The organism is Pseudomonas sp. (genome assembly GCF_030147005.1).
Lineage (GTDB): Bacteria > Pseudomonadota > Gammaproteobacteria > Pseudomonadales > Pseudomonadaceae > Aquipseudomonas.
The window spans coordinates 1-19822 of sequence record NZ_JASLAW010000141.1 but is presented as its reverse complement, the minus strand read 5'-3'; the positions used below and the strand labels follow the sequence as shown (position 1 = coordinate 19822).

Below are 19822 nucleotides of genomic sequence, written 5' to 3'. Positions count from 1 at the left end.
CTCTACAGCAAAGGCCGTGCCGTACAGGCTTTGAGATTTTAATGTGGGAGGGGGCTTGCTCCCGATATAGGTGTAACGGCCAATAAATACATGGCTGAACCACTGCTATCGGGAGCAAGCCCCCTCCCACATTTGACCTGTGTGGCTCTTGAAGGCGGTGACCTGTTTCAGGGCAGTACGGAAAAAACGATCGCAGACAGCGCAATCAGCCCGATCACCACCACGAACACATTCGACACCTGGCCCGAATACTGGCGCAGGGACGGCACGCGGCGGATGGCGTACATCGGCATCAGGAACAGCAGGCACGCGATGATCGGGCCGCCCAGGGTTTCGATCATGCCCAGTATGCTTGGGTTGAAGGTGGCCACGGCCCAGCAGGTCAGCACCATGAACAGCGCGGTGCAGCGGTCCAGCCATTTCGATGACATTGAGCGATTACGCCCGCGCAGGGATTTGACGATCAGGCCCTGGAAGCCTTCGCTGGCGCCGATGTAGTGGCCGAGGAAGGATTTGGTAATCGCCACCAGCGCGATCAACGGCGCGGCGTACGCGATCACCGGGGTCTGGAAGTGGTTGGCCAGGTACGACAGGATCGAGATGTTCTGTGCCTTGGCCGCAGCCAGGTCAGCCGGCGACAGGGCCAGCACGCAACTGAAGCAGAAGAACATCACGGTCACCACCATCATGCCGTGGGCGGTGGCGAGGATGCCGCTGCTTTTGCGTTCGGCCTGGGCGCCATAAACGCGTTTCTGGTCAACGGCGAACGCGGAGATGATCGGCGAATGGTTGAACGAGAACACCATCACCGGGATTGCCAGCCAGAGGGTCTTGAAGAACAGCGGCAGCGGCATGCCTTCGCTGGCGGAGGCGAAGAACGCGCCGTTCCAGTTGGGGATCAGGCTGACGGCCAGCAGCAACAAGGCGGCGACGAATGGGTACACCAGCACGCTCATGGCCTTGACGATCATGCCTTGGCCGCAGCGTACGATGGCCATCAGGCCGAGGATCAGCACCAACGACAGGATCGCCCGGGGCGGCGGGGCCATGTGCAGCTGGTGTTCCATGAAACTGCCCAGGGTGTTGGTCAGCGCCACGCTGTATACCAGCAGAATCGGGAAGATCGCAAAGAAGTACAGCAGGGTGATCAGCTTGCCCGCGCCGACGCCGAAGTGTTCTTCGACCACGTCGGTGATGTCGCCGGATTTGCCCGACAGCACGAACCGCGTCAGCCCACGGTGGGCGAAGAAGGTCATGGGGAAGGCCAGCAGCGCCAGCACGATCAAGGGCCAGAAGCCGCCGACGCCGGCATTGATCGGCAGGAACAAGGTGCCCGCGCCAATGGCGGTGCCGTAGAGGCCGAGCATCCAGGTGGTGTCGTGTTTGGTCCAGCCGGTGCTCACGGTTGCTGCTGACACAGGATTGTCGGCAGCAGGTGTACGTACATCAGTCATCGATATTGCCTCGTTATTATTTTTGCGCGGGCTCACGTTGGGGCGGGTGAAAGTGCTCCGATCAGCACTCCACCCAGCTGACCGCCAGGCCGCCCCGTGAAGTTTCTTTGTATTTGTCATGCATATCGGCGCCGGTATCGCGCATGGTGCGGATTACCCGGTCGAGGGAAATGAAGTGTTTGCCGTCGCCGCGCAGGGCCATCTGCGTGGCGTTGATCGCTTTGACGGCCGCGATGGCGTTGCGCTCGATGCACGGTACCTGCACCAGGCCGCCGACCGGGTCGCAGGTCAGGCCGAGGTTGTGTTCCAGGCCGATTTCGGCGGCGTTTTCCAATTGCTCGGGGGTGGCGCCCAGAATATCCGCCAGCCCGGCGGCAGCCATGGCGCAGGCTGAGCCGACTTCGCCCTGGCAGCCGACTTCGGCGCCGGAGATCGAGGCGTTCTTCTTGCAGAGGATGCCGACGGCGGCGGCAGCCAGCAAGAAATTGACCACATCATCGTCGGACGCGTCGGCGTTGAACTTCATGTAGTAGTGCAGCACCGCCGGGATGATCCCCGCCGCGCCATTGGTCGGCGCGGTGACCATGCGCCCGCCGGCGGCGTTTTCTTCGTTGACGGCGAGGGCGAACAGGTTGACCCATTCCATGGCCGACAAGGTGGATGTGATCACGTTGGGCTTGCCGATTTCCAACAGGCTGCGGTGCAATTTCGCCGCGCGACGCGGGACGTCCAGGCCACCGGGCAGAATGCCTTCATCGCGCAGGCCTTGTTCCACGCATTCGCGCATCACCGACCAGATATGCAGCAGGCCACTGCGGATGTCTTCGTCGCTGCGCCAGGCCCGTTCGTTGGCCATCATCAACTCCGAAACCCGCAGGCCGTGCTTGTTGCACAAGGCCAGCAGTTCAACGGCGCTGGAAAAGTCGTAGGGCAATTGCACGTCGCTGGTCGGCGCAATGCCCGACGCGGCTTCGGCGGCTTCGATGATGAAACCGCCGCCTACCGAATAGTAGGTTTGCTCGCTTAGCAGCCCATCGTCGCCATAAGCGTGCAGGGACATGGCGTTGGGGTGGTAGGGCAGGCTTTCATCGAGCAGCAGCAGGTCGGTGTGCCAGTTGAAGGCAATGGCCTGTTGGCCTGCCAGCAACAGCTGGCCGGACTTGCGCAGTTGCTGGATACGCGCGTTGATCGAGGTGGGGTCGATTCGATCCGGCCATTCGCCCATCAAGCCCATCACACAAGCGCGGTCGGTGGCGTGGCCGACACCGGTGGCGGACAGCGAACCGTATAAACGCACTTCGACGCGGCGAGTTTGGCTGACCAACTGCTGGTCGGTCAGCGCCTGGGCAAAGGTCGCCGCAGCGCGCATCGGGCCGACGGTATGGGAGCTGGAGGGGCCGATGCCCACTTTGAATAGATCGAAAACACTGATAGCCATGCTAAAGCCTTACAAGCAATGGAGTAGGAATCGCTGCCATGTTTTGTAGAGCAGGCGGAATTGGCGCGATACTGAGCCTCTGGATCGGCACTGACCAACGAATTATTCTAAGACACCCTTTAGCAGGACTAAACGCTATGACCCGCCCCCTTCATGGCCAGACCTACGTCTGGCTGCATGTTTTTTCCTGTGCAGCGCGACACCTTTCGTTCACCCGTTGCGCCGAAGAACTGCACATCACGCCGGGGGCGGTGAGCCAACAGATTCGTCAGTTGGAGGAGCGCTTGGGCTTTCGGCTGTTTCACCGACGAGCCAGGGGAGTAGAACTCAGCGCCGAAGGGCAGCGCCTGGCGGCGGTGGTGGGGGAGGCTTATGGCAGCATTGACGCCGAATTACAGCGTCTGGACGCTGGGATGATCAGCGGCACCTTGCGCCTGCGTTCGATCCCGTCGTTTCTCGGCAAATGGCTGACTCCGCGTCTGCCACGTTTGCAGCAGCGCTTTCCGGATATCCAGTTGCGCATGGTCGCCGAAGACAGCAGCATCGCCCTGCACGAGGGCGACTTCGACCTGGCCGTCGACCTTAACGACGGCAGCTACCCAGGCCTGTTATCCACAGCGCTGCTGGACGAACAGATCTTTCCGGTCTGCGCCCCCAGCCTGCTGCGCGGGCGTCCACCGTTGCATGGGCCGGCGGACCTGGTGCATTTTCCGCTGCTGCACGACATCACTGCCTGGCGTGGGAGTTATGAGTATGCCGAGTGGGAGTTCTACCTGAATGCCATCGGTTACCCCGATGCCGATGTACGCCGCGGGCACACCTTCAACCGCAACCACCTGACCATCGAAGCCGCCATCGCCGGTATGGGCGTGGCCATTGCGCGGCGCACCTTGCTCAACGATGAACTGGAGCGCGGCACCCTGATCGTGCCGTTCGGCCTGGCCGTGCCCAATCACAAACGCTACGTGCTGCTGTATGCGCCAGGCGCATTGAGCCATCCGGGCGTGCGTGCGGTGCATGACTGGCTGGTGGAGGAGGCTGGGATTTTTCGTGCATTGCACCCTTTGGGAGAGGGGCAATTGTGAGGAAGACTGGAAGTAAGAAGATGTAACTAACTCCCCACCCTACCAGCGTTTTTGCTTGTCGTCAGGGTTAATTTGTAATGTAGGATTTATCTTTGCAAAGGGGTTGAAATGTTTCAGCAGGTGCTCAATTGTGTAAACAAGAGGTCATGGTTTCACCACCCCGGTGTTGCAGTTTGTGATCTCTGGCGAGCTAGCTGAAATAAGGGAAGAACTATGCAAATCCAAGTCAATAGCGATAACCATATTGAAAGCAGCATCCGACTGGAGGAGTGGGTACGTACTACCATTGAGAGCACGCTCGAACGTTATGAAGAAGACCTGACCCGTGTGGAGGTCTACCTGCGGGACGAGAACGGTGACAAGCCCGGTCCCCACGATTTAAGTTGCCGTCTGGAGGCACGTCCAAAAGGCCATCAAGCGATTTCCGTCTGCCATAAAGCCGATACGCTGGAACAAGCGATCGATGGCGCGGCCACCAAGCTCGACCACGCGCTGGAACATCTGTTCGGCAAACTGCAAGGCAAGCCCCGCGCTGCCGGCAAAAACCAGCCGACTACCAAAGTTAATGAAGATGAGCTTGAACAGGAGTTTCTGGAAAAAGAACGGGCCGTATTTAACGGTTGATAGTTTTTTGACTCCCCATTGAAAACGGGCCTGCGCATGCAGGCCCGTTTTCGTTTAACGGCGCAGGTTGAAGAAATACCGGCTGAGCAGCGCCAGCCCGCACGCCCCCAGGCCGGCAAAGAGCATCGTCCAACCGGCGCCATTGCGCAGTGCCGCCTGAGCATCTTCGAATGCCAAACCCGCAGACTCCAGCTTGCCTGCTGCAATATTCTGGCTCAGCGCCGGCCAATCCGATGCCGTGTTGGCGGGTAGCACGTTGGCCAATTCATGACCGATTCCCAGCAACAGCACCAGGCCCATTAACGCGATGTTGAGCGCCAGGGTGATCAGCCGCGCGCTGAAGTCGATGCCCGAGACCATGCCCGTGCGATCCGCCGAGACGGCGCCGGTGGTGGTGTTGGTGGTGGGTGAGTTGGTCAGCGCCAGGCCAACGCCTGCAATCACGCAACTGAGCAGCACCAGCAGCGCGCTTGGCCGTGCGGCGACATTGGCGACGGCCATCGCCAGAAACCCCGCGCCCATTGTCGCCAGGCCTGCGGGAATGATGCGTTCGGCGCCGTAGCGCAGGGCCAGGCGTTCGGCCAGCGGTGGCACCAGCAAGGTGGGCAAGGTGTAGGCGAGCAGGGCGCCGCCGGTGGTCAGGGTGTCATAGCCCAGGCCCGCCTGAAAATACAGCGGTAGGTAGATCATGAATGGCCAGAAGCTGAAGTTCATGCCGATCGAGCCCATCAGCGCACCGTTGAAGCGCTGGATGCGGAATACCGAAAAATCGAACATCGGATGAGCGCTGCGCTTTTCAACCACGATGAACAGCAGCAAGGCCATCAGCGCCAAGCTTGCCCAGCCGAGCATGCCCGGTGTGGCGAAGCCCTGCTCGGTACCCTGGGTGATGAAGTACACCAGGGCGAACACCGACAGTGTCAAGGTCAGCATGCCGGCGATGTCGAGGCGATGGCCGACCGGGTCGCGGGATTCTTGCACGCTGATCCGCAGCAGCACCAACGTGAGGAGCGTGAGCGGCACGTGGGCGAGAAATACCCAGCGCCAATCCGCGACCGCCAGCGTCAGTGCACCGACCATCGGCCCAAATCCCAGGCCCACGCCGGCAATCACCCCCCAGATCGCGAAAGCTCGAGCGCGTGCCGCCGGTTCACGAAACAAATGCGAAAGAATCGCGAACTGGCAGATCATCATCGCACCGGCGCCGATGCCTTGGGCGAAACGCGCCACGATCAGCGTCGGCGCATCGTCGGCCAAGCCACAGGCCAGTGAGGCCAGGCCGAAAACCCACAGGCACAGCACCAGCACACGTCGACGGCCAAAGCGATCGGCCAGGGTACCCGCCGCCATCATCACGCTGGTGCAGGCCAGGGTATAAGCATTCATGACCCATTGGGCATCTTGAAACCCGGTGCCCAGTTCGCGCTCAAGGGTGGGCAGAATGACCGGGACGCTGGAGATTTCCAGGCCGAACATCAGCGCCACAAGGCACACGGCGGTGAGCGCCAGGCCGTTTCTGGCCGCGTGCGGTGGGCTTAAGGCCGATAGGGTGGCGGCGGATGGCATGTGCAGTACCTTTCGAGAGAGGGAGGGATTATTCTCTCGGGAATCTGATTCTTAATTCGCGATAACTTTTCCTTAAACAAGGGAATCAAAGGCGACAATCTTCTATGGCAACCCCACGTTTCGATGGCGTCGAACTGTTTCTGCAAATTGTCGAGAGCGGCAACCTGAGCGCCGCGGCCGACCGGCTGAATCTCACGCGTTCGGCGGTGGGCAAGGGCCTGGCGCGGCTCGAAGCGCGCCTGGGCACTTGCCTGTTGCAACGCTCCACGCGCCGCCAGCGTCTGACCGAGGACGGGCAGGCGTACTACGAGCATTGTTTGCGCGCGCTCGGGGAGCTGGAGGCGGCCGAGTCCGTGCTGGAAAGCGGCCGTCAGCAGCCACGCGGGCGTTTGAGAGTGAGTTTGCCGCTGGCGTTTGGTCACCACTATGCGGCACCTGCGCTGTGGAGCTTGATGGACCGCTACCCGCAGTTGGAGATCGATATCGGCTTTTCCGATCGCATGATTGATCTGGCGCAGGAGGGCTTCGATATTGCCGTGCGCATCGGCGCGCTGCCGGATACCGACCGCCTGAGTGCGCGACGCCTGGGGCAGCAGGTCATGGGGCTGACGGCGTCCCCGGCGTATTTGCAGCGGATGGGGCGAATTGAACGTATCGAAGATTTGTCGGGACATCGCGGCATTGCCTACCGCAGCAACGCCGCCCATCGCTCGGGCCTGGTCACGCCCCTGGTGCTGGACGATCTCCAGGCCGTGGCCGATGCGGCCATCGCGGGCGTGGGCCTGGCCTGGTTGCCGAGTTGGTTGATTGCCCACTACGCGTTGCGCGGGCAACTGGAAGCGGTGCTGCCCGATGACCGCGAACAGCCGTCCCCCATCCACGTGATCTGGCCGACGGCAACGCACATGCCGGCCAAGACGCGCTGCGCCATTGATGCGCTGGTTGCGGCGACCCCCAGTTGCCTGGCAGGCAGTTAGCATCCAACTGGATAAGGTTGGCCGTTAGAACGCGATAGACGTCTGCACATACACCGTGCGCGGCTCACCCACGTACTTGCCCTTGTTGTTATCGTCAAACGAGCGCGTGTAGTACTGCTTGTTGAAGAGGTTTTTCACACCGACCGCCACGTTCAAATCCGACAGTTTGGGGCCAAAGTCATACGCCGCGCGGCTGCTGAACAGCATGTAACCGGGAATGCGCCCGTTCGCGCCGTCGGCGCTTTCGGCCTGGGTGTTGGCATTGTCGGCGAACTGGCTGCTTTGGTAGCTGCTGTCCAGGTTGAGCTTCCACGGGCCATCGGTGTACCCCACGCCGAGGGTGCCTTTGTGCTTGGACGAGAAGGGCACGCGGTTGCCTTTGTTCGGGCCGTCTTCGCGGATGGTCGCATCGACGTAAGCATAGGTGGCGTACACATCGAAGCCGGCCAGCGCCGGGCTCAGGCCGTCGAGGGCATAGTTGATGCTCGACTCGATGCCCTGGTGCCGCGTTTCACCGCGTGCGATCACCGTATCGTTGGTCTGGTTGCTGTCGTACTGGTTGTCGAAGTTGATCAGAAACGCACCGATTTCGGCGCGCAGACTGCCGTTGTCGTAGCGCGTACCGAGTTCCCAAGTGCGGGCTTTTTCCGGTTTCACTTCGCCGCTGTTTACGCGGTTGGGCATCTGGCTGTACTGCACGCTGCCGAACGAGCCTTCGGTGTTGGCGTAGAGGTTCCAATCGTCGGTGAGGTGGTAGAGCACGTTCAAGGCCGGCAGCGCGGTGTTGTAGTCGCCTTTGTAGTTGACGTTGCTCAGGTTGTTGGTCTGTTGGGACTTGATCATTTCGTAGCGGATGCCTGGCGTGATGGTCCATTTGCCGATATCGATACGGTCGTCGATGAAGAACGCATTGGCTTCGGTGCCGCCGCGCGTGTCGCGGTCGTTACGGCTGTCGGTGGTCGGAAGTTGCTGATTGGCGGCAATCGGCGTGCGGTAGCGCAACTCGTGGCCGGCTTCATTGACGTAGCGGTAGCCGACGCCTACTTCGTGGGCGGTGGCGCCGAGGTCGAAGCCTTGGGCGAAGCGGGTTTGCAGGCCGCGTACCCAGTACTCGCGTGGTGACAGCGAGAGGAAGTTGCCTTGATCGAGGTAGCCGCTGCGCAGGGTCTTGGTGAAGAAGCTATTGACCGTGAATTCACGGCGATCCTGCTCGTAGCGGTAGCCGACGTTGAACATCGTCCGGCGGCCCCAGAACTTGTCGTAGGGGCGGGTCGACTGGTATGGGTCGGCCTTGTAGTCCTTGACGTTCAAGCCGCCGGGCATATCGGCCTGGCCGTCGTAGTACTGCGCCATGGCGTTGAAGCTGTTGGCGTCGTCCAGTTGGTAGTTGCCTTTGAGGATCAGGTCGTCGATGCGCGTGTTGCTGTTTTCCCGCCAGTCGCCACCTCGGGTGCCGGAGTACAGCAGCGCGCCGCCCAGGCCGTTGTCGGCGGTGCCGCCGGCCAGCAGGTTGCCGGTGGTCTTGAAGCCATCGTGGCTGGAGGACGGGCTGGTTTCGGTCTGCACGCCGCCTTTGACGGTTGGCGCATCCGGGATCGCGCGGGTCACGAAGTTGACGATGCCGCCGACGTTTTGCGGGCCGTAGCGCACCGCGCCGCCGCCACGTACCACGTCCACCGCGTCCATGTTGCCCATGCTGATCGGTGCGAACGAAAGTTGCGGCTGGCCGTACGGTGCGAAGGGTACGGGGATGCCGTCCATCAACACCGTGGAGCGCGACGCCAGGCGCGGGTTGAGCCCGCGAATACCGAAGTTCAGCGCCATGTCATGGCTGCCGGTGCCGTTGTTGTCCGGAGCATTGACGCCGGGGATGCGGTTGAGCACGTCGCGGGCCTGGGTCGCGCCTTGGCGTTCGAATTCGTCGCGGCGGATGACATCACGGGCGCCGGGGTGTTCGAACACGTTGGTCTGCGTCGCATCGCCGAGCCAGTCACCGACCACGTTGGAGGTTTGCAGTTCGAAGGTGGCCGGGGCGTCGGCTGGTTGCAGGCTGTAGGCGTTGTCGCCCTCGGCACGGGCTTGCAGGCCACTGCCTTCCAAGAGTTTTTGCAGGCCTTGGGCGGCGCTGTAGTTGCCCGACAAACCAGGGCTTTGCAGACCGGCGGTGACGTCGGAGCCGAAGGACACCAGCACGCCGGCTTCGCGGCCGAATTGGTTCAGGGCCGCTTCCAGGGTGGTCGGTGCGATGTGATAGGCCTTGGCTTCGGCGGCCATCAGCGGCGGCAGCACGGTCAGGCTGAGGCTGGCGCCCAGTACGAGTTGGCGCAGGGAGCGGGCAAGAAGCGTGGGTTGCAGGGGCATGAAGGGCGGTCCTGAGAAGGAAGGATCAAGGTGGCTTTCCTTCTCTGTCACGCGAGGGGTGGAAAACGGCTCATTGTTATTTAAATAATTTCAGGCGCGTGCCTGCACCGTCACCCAGTAGCGGGTAAAACGCCGCACCTTGACCGGCAGGCTGACTTCCAGCAGGTCGAGAATGCGTTCACTGTCATCCAGTGGATAACTGCCGGACAGCAGCAGGTTTGCCACCTGCGGGTCGCAATTGAGCTGGCCGCGGCGGTAACGCCCGAGTTCGCCGAGGAAGTCCTCCAGGCGCATGTGCGCCGCCACCAGCATGCCGTCAGCCCAGGCGCCGCTGTTGGCGTCGACAGGGCGAGGGCTGTCCCAGCCTTTGCGGGTGTAATTGACCTGATGCGCGGCCTCGACGATCAGCGGCAGGCCGCTGTAGCTGTTGGGCGCCACGTCGACACGGCCGTCGAGCACCGCCAGCTGGGTACGGTCACTGAACTGACGTACATTCAGCCGCGCCGCCTGGCTGCTGAGCACACCCTGGCCGGTCAGTACGCGCAGCGGCGTGGCACCTGCGCGGGCGGTCAGCAGGATTTCACCTTCGAGCAGGCGGATCAGTCGCTGCCGGCTATCGAAATGCACATCCACCGCGCTGCCGGTGTTGAGCTGCAACCGGCTGCCGTCGGCCAACTGCACGCTGCGGCGCTGGCCGATGGGGCTGCGGTATTCGGCCGTCAACGGCGGCAGAATATGTTGCTGGCGCAGGCTCCAGGCTGCCGCCGAGCCGGCCCCAAGGATTAACAGCAGCTTCAGCGCCTGGCGCCGGCTGTTGGACGTCGGTGCATTCAACGCCGCGTGTGCCAGCGGCGAAGGCATGCCGCGCAGCCGCTGGTTGACGCGCTGGATGTGGTCCCACGCGCGCTGGTGTTCGCTATGCGCATCCAGCCACTGCTGCCAGGCTGCCTGTCGGCGCGGGTTGAGCGCGCCTTGTTGCATTTCCAGCAACCAGTGCACGGCTTGTTCGGCAACTTGGGTCGAGACGTTCATAGGGCGAAATAGCAGCGCAGGGCGGCTTTGTGCAGGTGGCGTTTGACCGTGGCGACGGAAATGCCCAGTTGCACACCGATTTGCGCATAGGTAAGGCCATCGAGCTGGGCCAACAGGAAGGCGCGTTTGACCTGGGCCGGCAGGCCGTCGAGCAGTTGGTCCAGTTCCAGCAGGGTTTGCAGGATGATTGCGCGGTCTTCTTCCGACGGCGCTACATGCTCCGGCATCTGTGCCAGGGCATCGAGGTAGGCGCGCTCCAGGTCCTGGCGACGGTAGAAGTTGAACAGCACGCGCTTGGCGACGGTGGTGAGAAAAGCGCGGGGTTCGATCAGCGTTGGCGCTTCCCGTGCGCTGAGTACCTTGATGAAGGTGTCGTGCGCCAGGTCAGCCGCGTTTTGCGGGCAGCCGAGTTTGCGTCGCAACCAGCCTGTGAGCCAGTGGTGATGGTCGGTGTACAGAACTTCGACGGTGTCGGACGACGGCAACGGGATTACTCCATCAGCATCGGCATGCTTTAGAGAACAAGAATTGTTCGCATTGTAGGGGCGCAAGCGAAGTTCGGCAATCCGCCAGCGCCGGTGATTCATCCGTTCTCTTTTGCTTATGAGAATATTTATCATTAATATTGCGCGCTGATGAACTTGGCGCCTGCCGCATGAAAAGCAAAACCTCACTGCCTGCCTCTTATCGCCTCGCCGTCACCTCGCGCGTGCTGGCGGCTGTGTTCGGCGGTTATCTGATGGCCTCCCTGGCCGCTATCTGCCTCGCGCTGTGGCTGCCCAACTCCCGTGCGGACGCGGTGATCGTCGGCATGATGAGTTCGTTCGTGTTCTACCTGCTGGCGGTGCTCTGGTGTTTCGCCTGCCGCACGGCGTGGCGCGCGTGGGTCGGGGTGATGCTGCCCAGCGCACTGTTCGCCACCCTGGCGGGCATAGGATTCTGGGTGGTACGCACATGAAAGAGGGTTTTCGCCAAGCCATGGCGTGGCTGCACACCTGGGCGGGGTTGATCTTCGGCTGGTTGCTGTTCGCGATTTTCCTGACGGGCACACTGGCCTACTTCAAGGACGAAATAACCCACTGGATGCAGCCCGAAGTACAGGCCCACCCGCTGGACGACGCCCGCAGCCTGGCCGTGGCGCAACACTATCTGCAGCAACAGGCGCCCACGGCCGCGCGTTGGTTCATTACCTTGCCCAACAGCCGCGACCCCGGCCTGTCGGTGATGTGGCAACACCAGGTCGACCCCGGCAAGCGTGGCAACTTCATTCAGAAAGTCCTCGACCCGGTCAGCGGCCAAACGGTCCAAGCCCGTGAAAGCATGGGCGGCGAATTCTTCTACCGTTTCCACTTCCAGCTGCAGATGCCTTACCCCTGGGGCCGCTGGCTGTCGACCCTCGCCGCGATGGTGATGTTTGTCGCGCTGATCACCGGCATCATCACCCACAAGAAAATCTTCAAGGACTTCTTCACCTTTCGCCCGCGCAAAGGCCAGCGTTCCTGGCTGGACGGGCATAACGCGGTGGGTGTGCTGGTGCTGCCGTTTCACCTGATGATCACCTACAGCAGCTTGGTGATTTTCATGAGCATGGTGATGCCGGCGCCCATCGTGGCCTCGTATGGCGACGACAGCCGGGCGTTCTTCAATGAAGTGTTCCCCAGTTCCGATAACGCGCCGGCGCTCGGCCAGCCGGGCACGTTGCAGCCGCTGTGGCCGATGTACCAGCAGGCGCGGCAACAGTGGGCGGGTGGGCATGTCGGACGCTTGGCGGTAAATAATCCGAGTGACGTCAATGCCTCGGTAAATGTGTTTCGCGCCGGGTCCGATAGCGTGGTGCATGGTTTCGGCAACACCGTCTCGTTCAACGGCACCACGGGCCAGTTGTTGCGGGTCGGCGGTGAGCCGTCCTTGCCGTCGGTCATCGGCGGCAGTTTCTATGGCTTGCACATGGGCCATTTCGCCGGCCCGGTTTTGCGCTGGCTGTATTTTATCTGCGGCCTGGCGGGCACGGCGATGATCGGCACCGGGCTGGTGATGTGGCTTGGCAAGCGCCAGCTCAAGCATGCCAAGACCGGCGTGATGCCTTTTGAACTGCGGCTGGTGGAGGTGTTGAACATCGCCAGCATGTCGGGGCTGATGATCGCCATCGCGGCGTTTTTCTGGGCCAACCGATTGTTGCCGGTGAGCGTGGCCGAGCGTTCCGGCTGGGAAGTGCAAAGCTTCTTTATCGCCTGGGGGCTGAGCCTGGTGCATGCCATGCTGCGTCGCGGTCGTCAGGGCTGGGTCGAGCAGTTGAGCCTGGGTGCGCTGCTGTTTGCCGCCATCCCACTGCTTAACGCCCTGACCACGCCGTATCACTTGGGTGCTTCGCTGATGAGCGGTGACTGGGCCATGGCTGGTTTCGACCTGACGTGCCTGGCCAGCGGGTTGTTTCTCGGCTGGGCGGCGTGGAAGATGCATCACCACACGGCGCCGCAACCCAAGGCCGAACGCGCAAGCGCATTGACGTTCAAGCAGGAGGCGAACTGAATGCTGCTTGCTCTGCTGATGTGCTACGCCGGGTTTACTGCGCTGTGCCTGGCCACTGACCGCCATCACGGCGAGCTGCTGCGCAGCAAACCTTCGCCTGCACGGCGTCTGGGGTTACGTGCGGCGGGCGGGTCGCTGCTGACGTTGGCGATCTGGCCGGCGGTGACCGTCGCGGGGTGGGGCCAGGGCTTGGTGGAGTGGTGCGCGGTGTTGATGCTCAGCGCCTTGCTGCTGGTGTTGCTGTTGCCGTACCGGCCAAGGCTGGCCTTGATGCTGGCGGGCGTCGGTCTGCTGGCCAGCCCTGTAGCGGCGTTCGGCCTGTTCTTAAGTTGAGCATGATCGTCATCCCCCCGCCGACACCTCAAGACAGTCCGCACCCGGACGCGGCCGGTGGGCGCGCGCACTTCCTGCAGGTGTTCCTGTCCCAGCGTTCGCAGATGGAGGCGCTGGTCAGCCGCCGTGTCGGTTGTCGCGCAACAGCGGCTGATCTGGTGCAAGACCTGTTCCTGCGCTTTTGGCGCCGCCCGCTGGTACAGGTCGAAGAACTCAGCACCTACCTGCTGCGCTGCGCCGGCAATATCGCCATCGACCATTTGCGCAGCGAAGGCGCCCGCGTGCGCAGCAATGAGGGCTGGTTGCCCGAGCAACAGGACAACCAGAGCTGCGAACCCCAGGCGGCCCTTGAAGCGGGCAATGACCTGCGCCATGTCGAAGCCGCATTGCGCAGTTTGCCCGAGCGCACCCGGCAGATTTTCCTGCTCAACCGCATCCACGGTCGTAAATATGCCGAGATTGCCAAGGCGATGGGCTTGTCCCAAAGCGCCGTGGAAAAACACATGATGCGTGCCCTCCAAGCCTGCAAAGCGAGCCTGCGCGAACCGTCGCCGCCACGTACGCCAGGGAAAGCTTCGTGAACGTCACGCCCACGCCCGCCCAGGAACAGGCCGCGCTCGCCTGGCTGAGCCTGCTGCACGACCACCCCAGCGGTGGCGAGCAAGCCGCCTTCAGCCAATGGCTGCGGGCCGACCCCGCCCATGTCCAGGCCTACTCCCAGGCCCAGGTGCTGTGGGAGTTGAGTGAAGTGCCGGCACGCACCTTGGCCCACGAAGACGCGCAGGCCTTGCAGGGCTATCTCGATGCGATGAGTCGGTCCAGGCGCCCGCGCAGGGTGCATTGGCGCGGCGCGTTGGCCATGGCGGCCTGTTTGTTGGTGATGGTCTCGATGGGCGCCGGTTGGCAGCCGTCGCGCTGGCTCGATGACCTGGGCGCCGATTACGTGACGGCGCCAGGGGAGGTGAGGACCGTCATCCTGGCCGATCAGTCCCATGTCACCCTCGACGCCGACAGCGCCATCGCGGTGGACTTCAGCCACGGCGAGCGACATATCCAGTTGCGTCGAGGCGCCGGTTTTTTCCGCGTTGTCCACACCGTCCAACCCTTTGTGGTCGAAGCGGGCAGCGGAGAAGCGCAGGTGCTGGGCACACAGTTCGAAGTGCGACTGCAACCGGCGGGGGCACAGGTGACCGTATTGTCCGGCCGGGTCGGAGTGACGCCATCCAAACAGGGGCCTCAGCAAATTCTGACGGCAGGCCAGCAAGTGGCCTACGCCGACGGTGTGGCCGAGCCGCTGCATTCGGTAGACAGCGAATCACGCCTGGCCTGGCGCGATGGGTGGCTCAATTACTACAAGGCGCCGTTGGCCGAGGTGATTGAGGATTTGGCCCGCTACTACCCCGGCCGCATTCTCTTGCTCAATGACGAAATGGGCGCCAAACGCGTCAGCGGCAGCTTTCCCAGCAAGGACCCTGTGGCCGTGTTGAGTGCCCTGCAAGCGGTGCTTGGTTTTGAACAGTACAGGCTGCCGGGCCGGATGATTGTGTTGCGCTAAGCCCGCATCGCCGTTCACCGAACCTTCATCTCATTTGCCAAAACCTGTCACTAAACGGTTACACGTGCCGTGGATCATCCTTGGGTTCCTGAGCAAGCGGTCAGGAAGCTACCTACATCTGCCCGTTCAACAGAGCAATGTCAGTAAGGGATCTACACGTGAACTACAACAAACTTTATGCCCTGCTCCTGGCCTCGGGCCTGGGCGGTTTTGCGCCGCTGATTCTGGCGGACGATTCCCAGGATGTCGGTTCTGTGAATGTCGCCGGCAAGCAAACCCTGGGCAACGGCCACATGATCCGCGAGGAAAGCGCCAAGGCACGGTCGACGGTGACCAAGGAAGCCATGGACGAGATGTCGGCGACCGCCAACGCCATCGACAAGCTCAAATACACGCCGGGTATCAACGTCTCCAGCGACGACGCCAGCGGCACCAGCGGTACCACCTTCACCATGCGCGGCATGAGCTCTGATCAGGTGGGTGTGTCTGTCGACGGCGTACCGATCAACGATTCGGGCAACTACAGCGTTTACTCCAATCAGATGGGCGATCCGGAAAACCTCGCTGAAGTGTTTGCCACTCAAGGTTCCTCCGAGGCGGATGGCCCGCACATCGGCTCCAGCGGCGGCAACATCGGCATGATCACGATTCGGCCGGCCAGGGACGCCGGGGTGTTCGCCAAACAGATCGTCGGTTCCAATGCCTTGCGCAAGACCTTCGTGCGCGTCAATACCGGTGATTTCGGTGGCTTCAAGACCTGGGTCTCGGCGTCTCACCTGGAAGGCGACAAGTGGCGCGGCAAGGGCACCCTGCGCAGCGATAAAGTTGAGTGGAGCAGCCTGTACGAAGATGGCAACGGCAACTCCACCCTGGCCACCGTCAAGTACAACCAACAGGAAAACTACAACTACAACAGCCTGAGCAAAGCACAGTTCGACACCGAAGGACGACGCAAGGACTACGCGCAAACGCCGATATACAAGGCAGGATTACTGTCGGCGTCCTACAAGCTCAACCGCAACCCGTTCGAAAGCGTCAACGCCACGCTGACCCAGCGCTGGCAGTTGCAAGACAATTTGTCGCTGACGCTCACGCCGTATTATTACTGGGCCAACGGTGGCAGCTTCAGCGGCCAGACCGCCTCGAACCTGGGGCCGGGTTCCGACAAGGCCGGTAATTACGACCTGGGCAACCTGCAATCGGCCAATTATTACCGCCCCTCATGGACCGAAACCTGGCGCCCTGGCTTCACGGCCAAGATGAAGTGGGACATCAACGAGGAACACAGCCTGGACTACGGCTACTGGTATGAACGCGCACGCCAGCGCCAGACCCAGCCATTTATCGGGATCAACGGTGAAGGCGCGCCCGATGATGTGTGGGGCGACTACAACGACGGTGCTCAGGTGGTCGATAAAAACGGCAAGACCGTACAAGGTCGCCACTACTACACCGTGACCCCGGCACAGAAACTCTGGGTTCAGGACAACTGGCAAGCCACGCCGGACCTGAGTTTTGTCGGCGGTGTGGCGTACCAGTATGTCGAGCGTGACGGTAATAACCTCGGCAGCCTGTACGACCAGCCGGAGCAACGTAACACCCGCTATCACCAGTTCCTGCCGAACTTCAGCGCCAAATACCAGGTGGACGAGAGCAACCAGGCGTTCTACAACGTCACCCGCAACATGCGCACGCCGCCGAACTACGTGCTGTACAACAAAGGCGATTCCGTCAGCCTCAAGTCCGAGCTGAGCTGGAACCAGGAACTGGGCTGGCGCTACACCGAAGACGACATGGCGTTGAGCGCGACGCTGTTCTACATCAGCTTCAAGGATCGCCAAGTGTCGACCACCGACGCCAGCGGTGACTACATGGTGCTCAACGTCGGCGGTGTGGATAACAAAGGCCTGGAACTTGAGTGGAGTGGTTTGTTGCCCAACAACTTCAATTACTACGCGTCCTATACCTACACCCAGTCCGAACAGAAAGACGATTTGCTCAACAGGAATGTGTTGTTGCCGACGGCGGGCAAGCAATTGGCCAATGTGCCGGAAAACATGTTCAACCTGGTGTTCGGGTATGACGACTCGCGGTTCTACGGAAATATCGCGGGCAAGTATGTTGGCAGCTTCTATGGCGATTTGACCAACAAGGAAAAGATCGAGGGCCGCACGGTGTTCGACCTGAACGCGGGTATTTATTTGCCGGTGGACAAAAAGGTCATCAAGTCGGCCGCGTTGCGGTTTTCGATGCTTAACGTGTTCGACAAGGAGTACTTGAGCTCGGCGCGTACCGTGGCGTTCAACTCGGCCCCGGTCAACGGGCTGGCACCGAGTACGGCGTATTACAACGTGGGGGAAGAGCGCACGGCGATGGTGTCGCTGGAAGCCAACTTCTAAGGCCCCCGCAACCTGGTTGGGAGGGAGCTTGATCAGTCAAGAATAAGCGCTTTACTGTGGCGAGGGAGCTTGCTCCCGTTGGACTGCGTAGCAGTCCCATTCTTTAAACGAAGCCCAGGGCCGCTTCGCGCCCCAGCGGGAGCAAGCTCCCTCGCCACAGGTTTACGCAGTACCTGCATCTTCCATTGACTAGGCCGCAGCAGGGCTAGCCCGCCCCACATTTGACCCGCTGCATGCAGGAGATCGGGTTATTTCAAGGCCGCCATGATCGCATCCGGGTTGTAGTCGCGAATCAACGTGCCATTGACGTCCACAAACGGAATCCCGCCCCCGCCCAACCCTTCATACGCCTTGCGCGCCTGGGCATCCTTCTCGATGTCGAAGGCTTGGTAAGGAATACCCTTCTGATCCAGAAAGCGTCGCGTCTGCTTGCAGTAGCCGCACCACTCGGTGGCGTAGAGCACCACGCGCGCTGAGGCGCGGACCTGCTCCGACACTACCTGCGAGGGGTTGAACAGCCGTTCGATCTTGCCCCAGTTCTGAATTACCACCACCACCAGCAACACCAGCAGGACTTTCTTGAAGACCCCGCCGAGCATCAGTTACGGCGCTTGAGCTGGTCGGTCAGTTGGGTCGGCAGGCCCTTGATGATCAAGGTGCCGGCAGCTTCGTCATATTCGATCTTGTCGCCCAGCAGGTGCGCCTCAAAGCTGATGGACAAGCCTTCGGCGCGGCCAGTGAAGCGGCGGAACTGGTTGAGGGTGCGTTTGTCGGCGGGAATCTCCGGCGACAGGCCGTAGTCCTTGTTGCGAATGTGGTCGTAGAACGCTTTAGGCCGGTCTTCATCAATCAAACCGGACAGTTCTTCAAGGCCCATCGGTTCGCCGAGCTTGGCCTGGCTGCTGGCGTAGTCCACCAGGGTCTTGGTTTTCTCGCGGGCCGATTCGTCCGGCAGGTCTTCGCTTTCAACGAAGTCGCTGAACGCCTTGAGCAGCGTGCGGGTTTCGCCCGGGCCGTCGATGCCTTCCTGGCAGCCGATAAAGTCGCGGAAGTATTCCGAGACCTTCTTGCCGTTCTTGCCCTTGATAAACGAGATGTACTGTTTGGACTGCTTGTTGTTCTGCCACTCGGAAACGTTGATCCGCGCTGCCAGGTGCAGTTGGCCCAGATCCAGATGGCGCGATGGGGTCACGTCCAGCTCATCGGTCACCGCCACGCCTTCGCTGTGGTGCAGCAGCGCGATAGCCAGGTAGTCGGTCATGCCCTGCTGGTAGTGGGCGAACAGCACGTGGCCGCCGGTCGACAGGTTGGACTCTTCCATCAGCTTCTGCAGATGCTCCACGGCCGTACGGCTGAAAGCAGTGAAATCCTGGCCACCTTCAACGTATTCCTTCAACCAGCCGCTGAACGGGTGCGCGCCGGACTCGGCATGGAAGAAACCCCAGGCCTTGCCTTGTTTGGCGTTGTAGCTCTCGTTGAGGTCGGCAAGCATGTTCTCGATGGCGGCGGATTCGGACAGCTCCGAATCACGGGCATGCAGAACTGCGGGTGTGCCGTCGGGTTTTTTGTCGATCAGGTGGACGATGCAATGACGGATCGGCATAGGCTTCTCGGCTGGTTGAAGGGGAGCGATGAGCCTCCCCAAAAAGTTGCCCAGTGTACCGCACCCGTTGGTCAAGACGCGCCCGGAAGGGCGTTTTGGACGTGCTCCGACCGGGCATATGCCTTTTTTTCACGGTTTAGAGCGATAAAGCTGACCAAATGGGTATGTTGAGGCGGATATTTCCCCGTCGCTGTGCTAGTTTTGCCCGGTCTTACGCCAAGTCTCGGCGTTAAGCGTGCATTCAGCATTTGTCAGGTCGAACCAATCCCTGTTTCAAGCATCTATAACCCCGTCCTCCGAGGTTATAGCCGGGGCGCCAGGCCAAGACGGTCGGGCTCGACGGCTGACACTGCACTCTGCAATCCATATGAATTTGATAGGGAAGGAACACCACAATGGCTTTGACTAAAGACCAACTGATCGCTGATATCGCTGAAGCTATCGACGCGCCAAAAACCACCGCGCGCGCAGCTCTGGACCAACTGGGCCAGATCGTTGCCGATCAGCTGGAAAACGGCGGCGAAATCACTCTGCCAGGTATCGGCAAACTGAAAGTGACCGAGCGTCCTGCCCGTACCGGCCGTAACCCTTCGACTGGCGCTGCCATCGAAATCGCTGCCAAGAAAGTTATCAAGCTGGTTGTGGCCAAAGGCCTGACCGACGCTGTTAATAAGTAAGACGCGTTAAAAAAACCGTGCTCCGGAGCGATCCGGGCACGGTTTTTTGTTGCCTGCGTTTTTTGTTATCAAACACCGCTACCGTGGCGAGGGAGCTTGCTCCCGCTGGGCTACGCAGCGGCTCCAGAATACAGGGGAGCGCTACGCCCTCCAGCGGGAGCAAGCTCCCACGCCCCCGTAGCGGTGTTT

The 19822-nt window shown here is 61.3% G+C and carries 18 protein-coding genes; 10 read left to right on the top strand and 8 right to left on the bottom strand.

Translation table 11 applies throughout. From position 1 onward, the window contains the following. Positions 1-167 precede the first annotated feature (167 nt). Together Q1V60_RS12980 and Q1V60_RS12975 are read right to left on the bottom strand one after the other, a co-directional pair. Positions 168-1454 (bottom strand): serine/threonine transporter, encoded by a 1287-nt coding sequence (locus tag Q1V60_RS12980; RefSeq protein WP_300630913.1) that lies wholly within the window; start codon positions 1452-1454, stop codon positions 168-170. A gap of 61 nt (positions 1455-1515) precedes the next feature. Beyond that, on the bottom strand, positions 1516-2892 hold the full coding sequence (locus Q1V60_RS12975; RefSeq protein WP_300630911.1) for an L-serine ammonia-lyase: 1377 nt from the start codon (positions 2890-2892) through the stop codon (positions 1516-1518). A gap of 137 nt (positions 2893-3029) precedes the next feature. Here Q1V60_RS12975 and Q1V60_RS12970 point away from each other — a divergent pair, with 137 nt between their 5' ends. Together Q1V60_RS12970 and Q1V60_RS12965 are read left to right on the top strand one after the other, a co-directional pair. Then, complete coding sequence (locus Q1V60_RS12970) at positions 3030-3977, top strand: LysR substrate-binding domain-containing protein (RefSeq protein ID WP_300630909.1); 948 nt, start codon at positions 3030-3032, stop codon at positions 3975-3977. A 213-nt stretch (positions 3978-4190) separates the two neighbouring features. Then, the gene (locus tag Q1V60_RS12965) at positions 4191-4601 is read left to right on the top strand and encodes an HPF/RaiA family ribosome-associated protein (protein WP_124403172.1); all 411 of its coding nucleotides are present in this window, start codon (positions 4191-4193) and stop codon (positions 4599-4601) included. 54 nt (positions 4602-4655) lie between these two features. Here Q1V60_RS12965 and Q1V60_RS12960 read toward each other — a convergent pair whose 3' ends face one another. Further along, the gene (locus Q1V60_RS12960; protein ID WP_300630903.1) at positions 4656-6167 is read right to left on the bottom strand and encodes an MFS transporter; all 1512 of its coding nucleotides are present in this window, start codon (positions 6165-6167) and stop codon (positions 4656-4658) included. A gap of 104 nt (positions 6168-6271) precedes the next feature. On the opposite strand from Q1V60_RS12960, the gene Q1V60_RS12955 reads away from it, so the two are divergent. Next, the gene (locus tag Q1V60_RS12955) at positions 6272-7144 is read left to right on the top strand and encodes a LysR family transcriptional regulator (RefSeq protein WP_300630900.1); all 873 of its coding nucleotides are present in this window, start codon (positions 6272-6274) and stop codon (positions 7142-7144) included. Between the two features lie 24 nt (positions 7145-7168). Here the strand turns inward: Q1V60_RS12955 and fecA are convergent, their stop codons facing one another. From fecA to Q1V60_RS12940, 3 genes are all read right to left on the bottom strand, one after another. Further along, on the bottom strand, positions 7169-9505 hold the full coding sequence (fecA, locus tag Q1V60_RS12950) for a TonB-dependent Fe(3+) dicitrate receptor FecA (protein ID WP_300630898.1): 2337 nt from the start codon (positions 9503-9505) through the stop codon (positions 7169-7171). A 90-nt stretch (positions 9506-9595) separates the two neighbouring features. Then, a complete protein-coding gene (locus tag Q1V60_RS12945) occupies positions 9596-10537 on the bottom strand; it encodes a FecR family protein (protein ID WP_300630895.1) in 942 nt (313 codons plus the stop codon). Continuing rightward, positions 10534-11022, bottom strand: coding sequence for a sigma-70 family RNA polymerase sigma factor (locus Q1V60_RS12940; protein ID WP_300630893.1), 489 nt, complete (start codon positions 11020-11022; stop codon positions 10534-10536). Before Q1V60_RS12940 ends, Q1V60_RS12945 begins: the two co-directional genes overlap by 4 nt. A gap of 170 nt (positions 11023-11192) precedes the next feature. On the opposite strand from Q1V60_RS12940, the gene Q1V60_RS12935 reads away from it, so the two are divergent. The 6 genes from Q1V60_RS12935 to Q1V60_RS12910 all read left to right on the top strand — a co-directional run bounded on the left by Q1V60_RS12935 (position 11193) and on the right by Q1V60_RS12910 (position 17353). Continuing rightward, the gene (locus Q1V60_RS12935) at positions 11193-11495 is read left to right on the top strand and encodes a DUF3649 domain-containing protein (protein ID WP_300630890.1); all 303 of its coding nucleotides are present in this window, start codon (positions 11193-11195) and stop codon (positions 11493-11495) included. Beyond that, positions 11492-13066 (top strand): PepSY-associated TM helix domain-containing protein, encoded by a 1575-nt coding sequence (locus Q1V60_RS12930; protein ID WP_300630887.1) that lies wholly within the window; start codon positions 11492-11494, stop codon positions 13064-13066. The genes Q1V60_RS12935 and Q1V60_RS12930 overlap by 4 nt, the downstream gene beginning before the upstream one ends. Next, positions 13067-13399 carry a DUF3325 domain-containing protein gene (locus Q1V60_RS12925; protein WP_300630885.1) on the top strand — a complete coding sequence of 111 codons (333 nt, stop codon included), beginning with the start codon at positions 13067-13069 and terminating at the stop codon, positions 13397-13399. 2 nt (positions 13400-13401) lie between these two features. After that, a complete protein-coding gene (locus tag Q1V60_RS12920) occupies positions 13402-13980 on the top strand; it encodes an RNA polymerase sigma factor (RefSeq protein WP_300630883.1) in 579 nt (192 codons plus the stop codon). Further along, on the top strand, positions 13977-14954 hold the full coding sequence (locus Q1V60_RS12915) for a FecR family protein (RefSeq protein ID WP_300630880.1): 978 nt from the start codon (positions 13977-13979) through the stop codon (positions 14952-14954). The genes Q1V60_RS12920 and Q1V60_RS12915 overlap by 4 nt, the downstream gene beginning before the upstream one ends. Positions 14955-15112: 158 nt before the next feature. Further along, on the top strand, positions 15113-17353 hold the full coding sequence (locus Q1V60_RS12910; protein WP_300630877.1) for a TonB-dependent receptor: 2241 nt from the start codon (positions 15113-15115) through the stop codon (positions 17351-17353). Positions 17354-17601: 248 nt separating this feature from the next. Here the strand turns inward: Q1V60_RS12910 and Q1V60_RS12905 are convergent, their stop codons facing one another. Further along, a complete protein-coding gene (locus Q1V60_RS12905; protein ID WP_300630874.1) occupies positions 17602-17952 on the bottom strand; it encodes a glutaredoxin family protein in 351 nt (116 codons plus the stop codon). Further along, positions 17952-18956, bottom strand: coding sequence for a nucleoid-associated protein YejK (yejK, locus tag Q1V60_RS12900; protein ID WP_300630873.1), 1005 nt, complete (start codon positions 18954-18956; stop codon positions 17952-17954). The genes Q1V60_RS12905 and yejK overlap by 1 nt, the downstream gene beginning before the upstream one ends. A 395-nt stretch (positions 18957-19351) precedes the next feature. Here yejK and Q1V60_RS12895 point away from each other — a divergent pair, with 395 nt between their 5' ends. Next, positions 19352-19633 carry an HU family DNA-binding protein gene (locus tag Q1V60_RS12895; protein WP_005785131.1) on the top strand — a complete coding sequence of 94 codons (282 nt, stop codon included), beginning with the start codon at positions 19352-19354 and terminating at the stop codon, positions 19631-19633. Positions 19634-19822: the final 189 nt, after the last annotated feature.

What these genes read in the sequence shown, in the direction of transcription:
- Q1V60_RS12930 (WP_300630887.1), top strand. Translation starts at nt 11,492, where the DNA reads ATGAAAGAGGGTTTTCGCCAAGCCATGGCGTGGCTGCACACCTGGGCG.
- Q1V60_RS12945 (WP_300630895.1), bottom strand. Translation starts at nt 10,537, where the DNA reads ATGAACGTCTCGACCCAAGTTGCCGAACAAGCCGTGCACTGGTTGCTG.
- Q1V60_RS12955 (WP_300630900.1), top strand. Translation starts at nt 6,272, where the DNA reads ATGGCAACCCCACGTTTCGATGGCGTCGAACTGTTTCTGCAAATTGTC.
- Q1V60_RS12920 (WP_300630883.1), top strand. Translation starts at nt 13,402, where the DNA reads ATGATCGTCATCCCCCCGCCGACACCTCAAGACAGTCCGCACCCGGAC.
- Q1V60_RS12965 (WP_124403172.1), top strand. Translation starts at nt 4,191, where the DNA reads ATGCAAATCCAAGTCAATAGCGATAACCATATTGAAAGCAGCATCCGA.
- Q1V60_RS12970 (WP_300630909.1), top strand. Translation starts at nt 3,030, where the DNA reads ATGACCCGCCCCCTTCATGGCCAGACCTACGTCTGGCTGCATGTTTTT.
- Q1V60_RS12960 (WP_300630903.1), bottom strand. Translation starts at nt 6,167, where the DNA reads ATGCCATCCGCCGCCACCCTATCGGCCTTAAGCCCACCGCACGCGGCC.
- fecA (WP_300630898.1), bottom strand. Translation starts at nt 9,505, where the DNA reads ATGCCCCTGCAACCCACGCTTCTTGCCCGCTCCCTGCGCCAACTCGTA.
- Q1V60_RS12895 (WP_005785131.1), top strand. Translation starts at nt 19,352, where the DNA reads ATGGCTTTGACTAAAGACCAACTGATCGCTGATATCGCTGAAGCTATC.
- Q1V60_RS12975 (WP_300630911.1), bottom strand. Translation starts at nt 2,892, where the DNA reads ATGGCTATCAGTGTTTTCGATCTATTCAAAGTGGGCATCGGCCCCTCC.
- yejK (WP_300630873.1), bottom strand. Translation starts at nt 18,956, where the DNA reads ATGCCGATCCGTCATTGCATCGTCCACCTGATCGACAAAAAACCCGAC.
- Q1V60_RS12925 (WP_300630885.1), top strand. Translation starts at nt 13,067, where the DNA reads ATGCTGCTTGCTCTGCTGATGTGCTACGCCGGGTTTACTGCGCTGTGC.
- Q1V60_RS12980 (WP_300630913.1), bottom strand. Translation starts at nt 1,454, where the DNA reads ATGACTGATGTACGTACACCTGCTGCCGACAATCCTGTGTCAGCAGCA.
- Q1V60_RS12905 (WP_300630874.1), bottom strand. Translation starts at nt 17,952, where the DNA reads ATGCTCGGCGGGGTCTTCAAGAAAGTCCTGCTGGTGTTGCTGGTGGTG.
- Q1V60_RS12935 (WP_300630890.1), top strand. Translation starts at nt 11,193, where the DNA reads ATGAAAAGCAAAACCTCACTGCCTGCCTCTTATCGCCTCGCCGTCACC.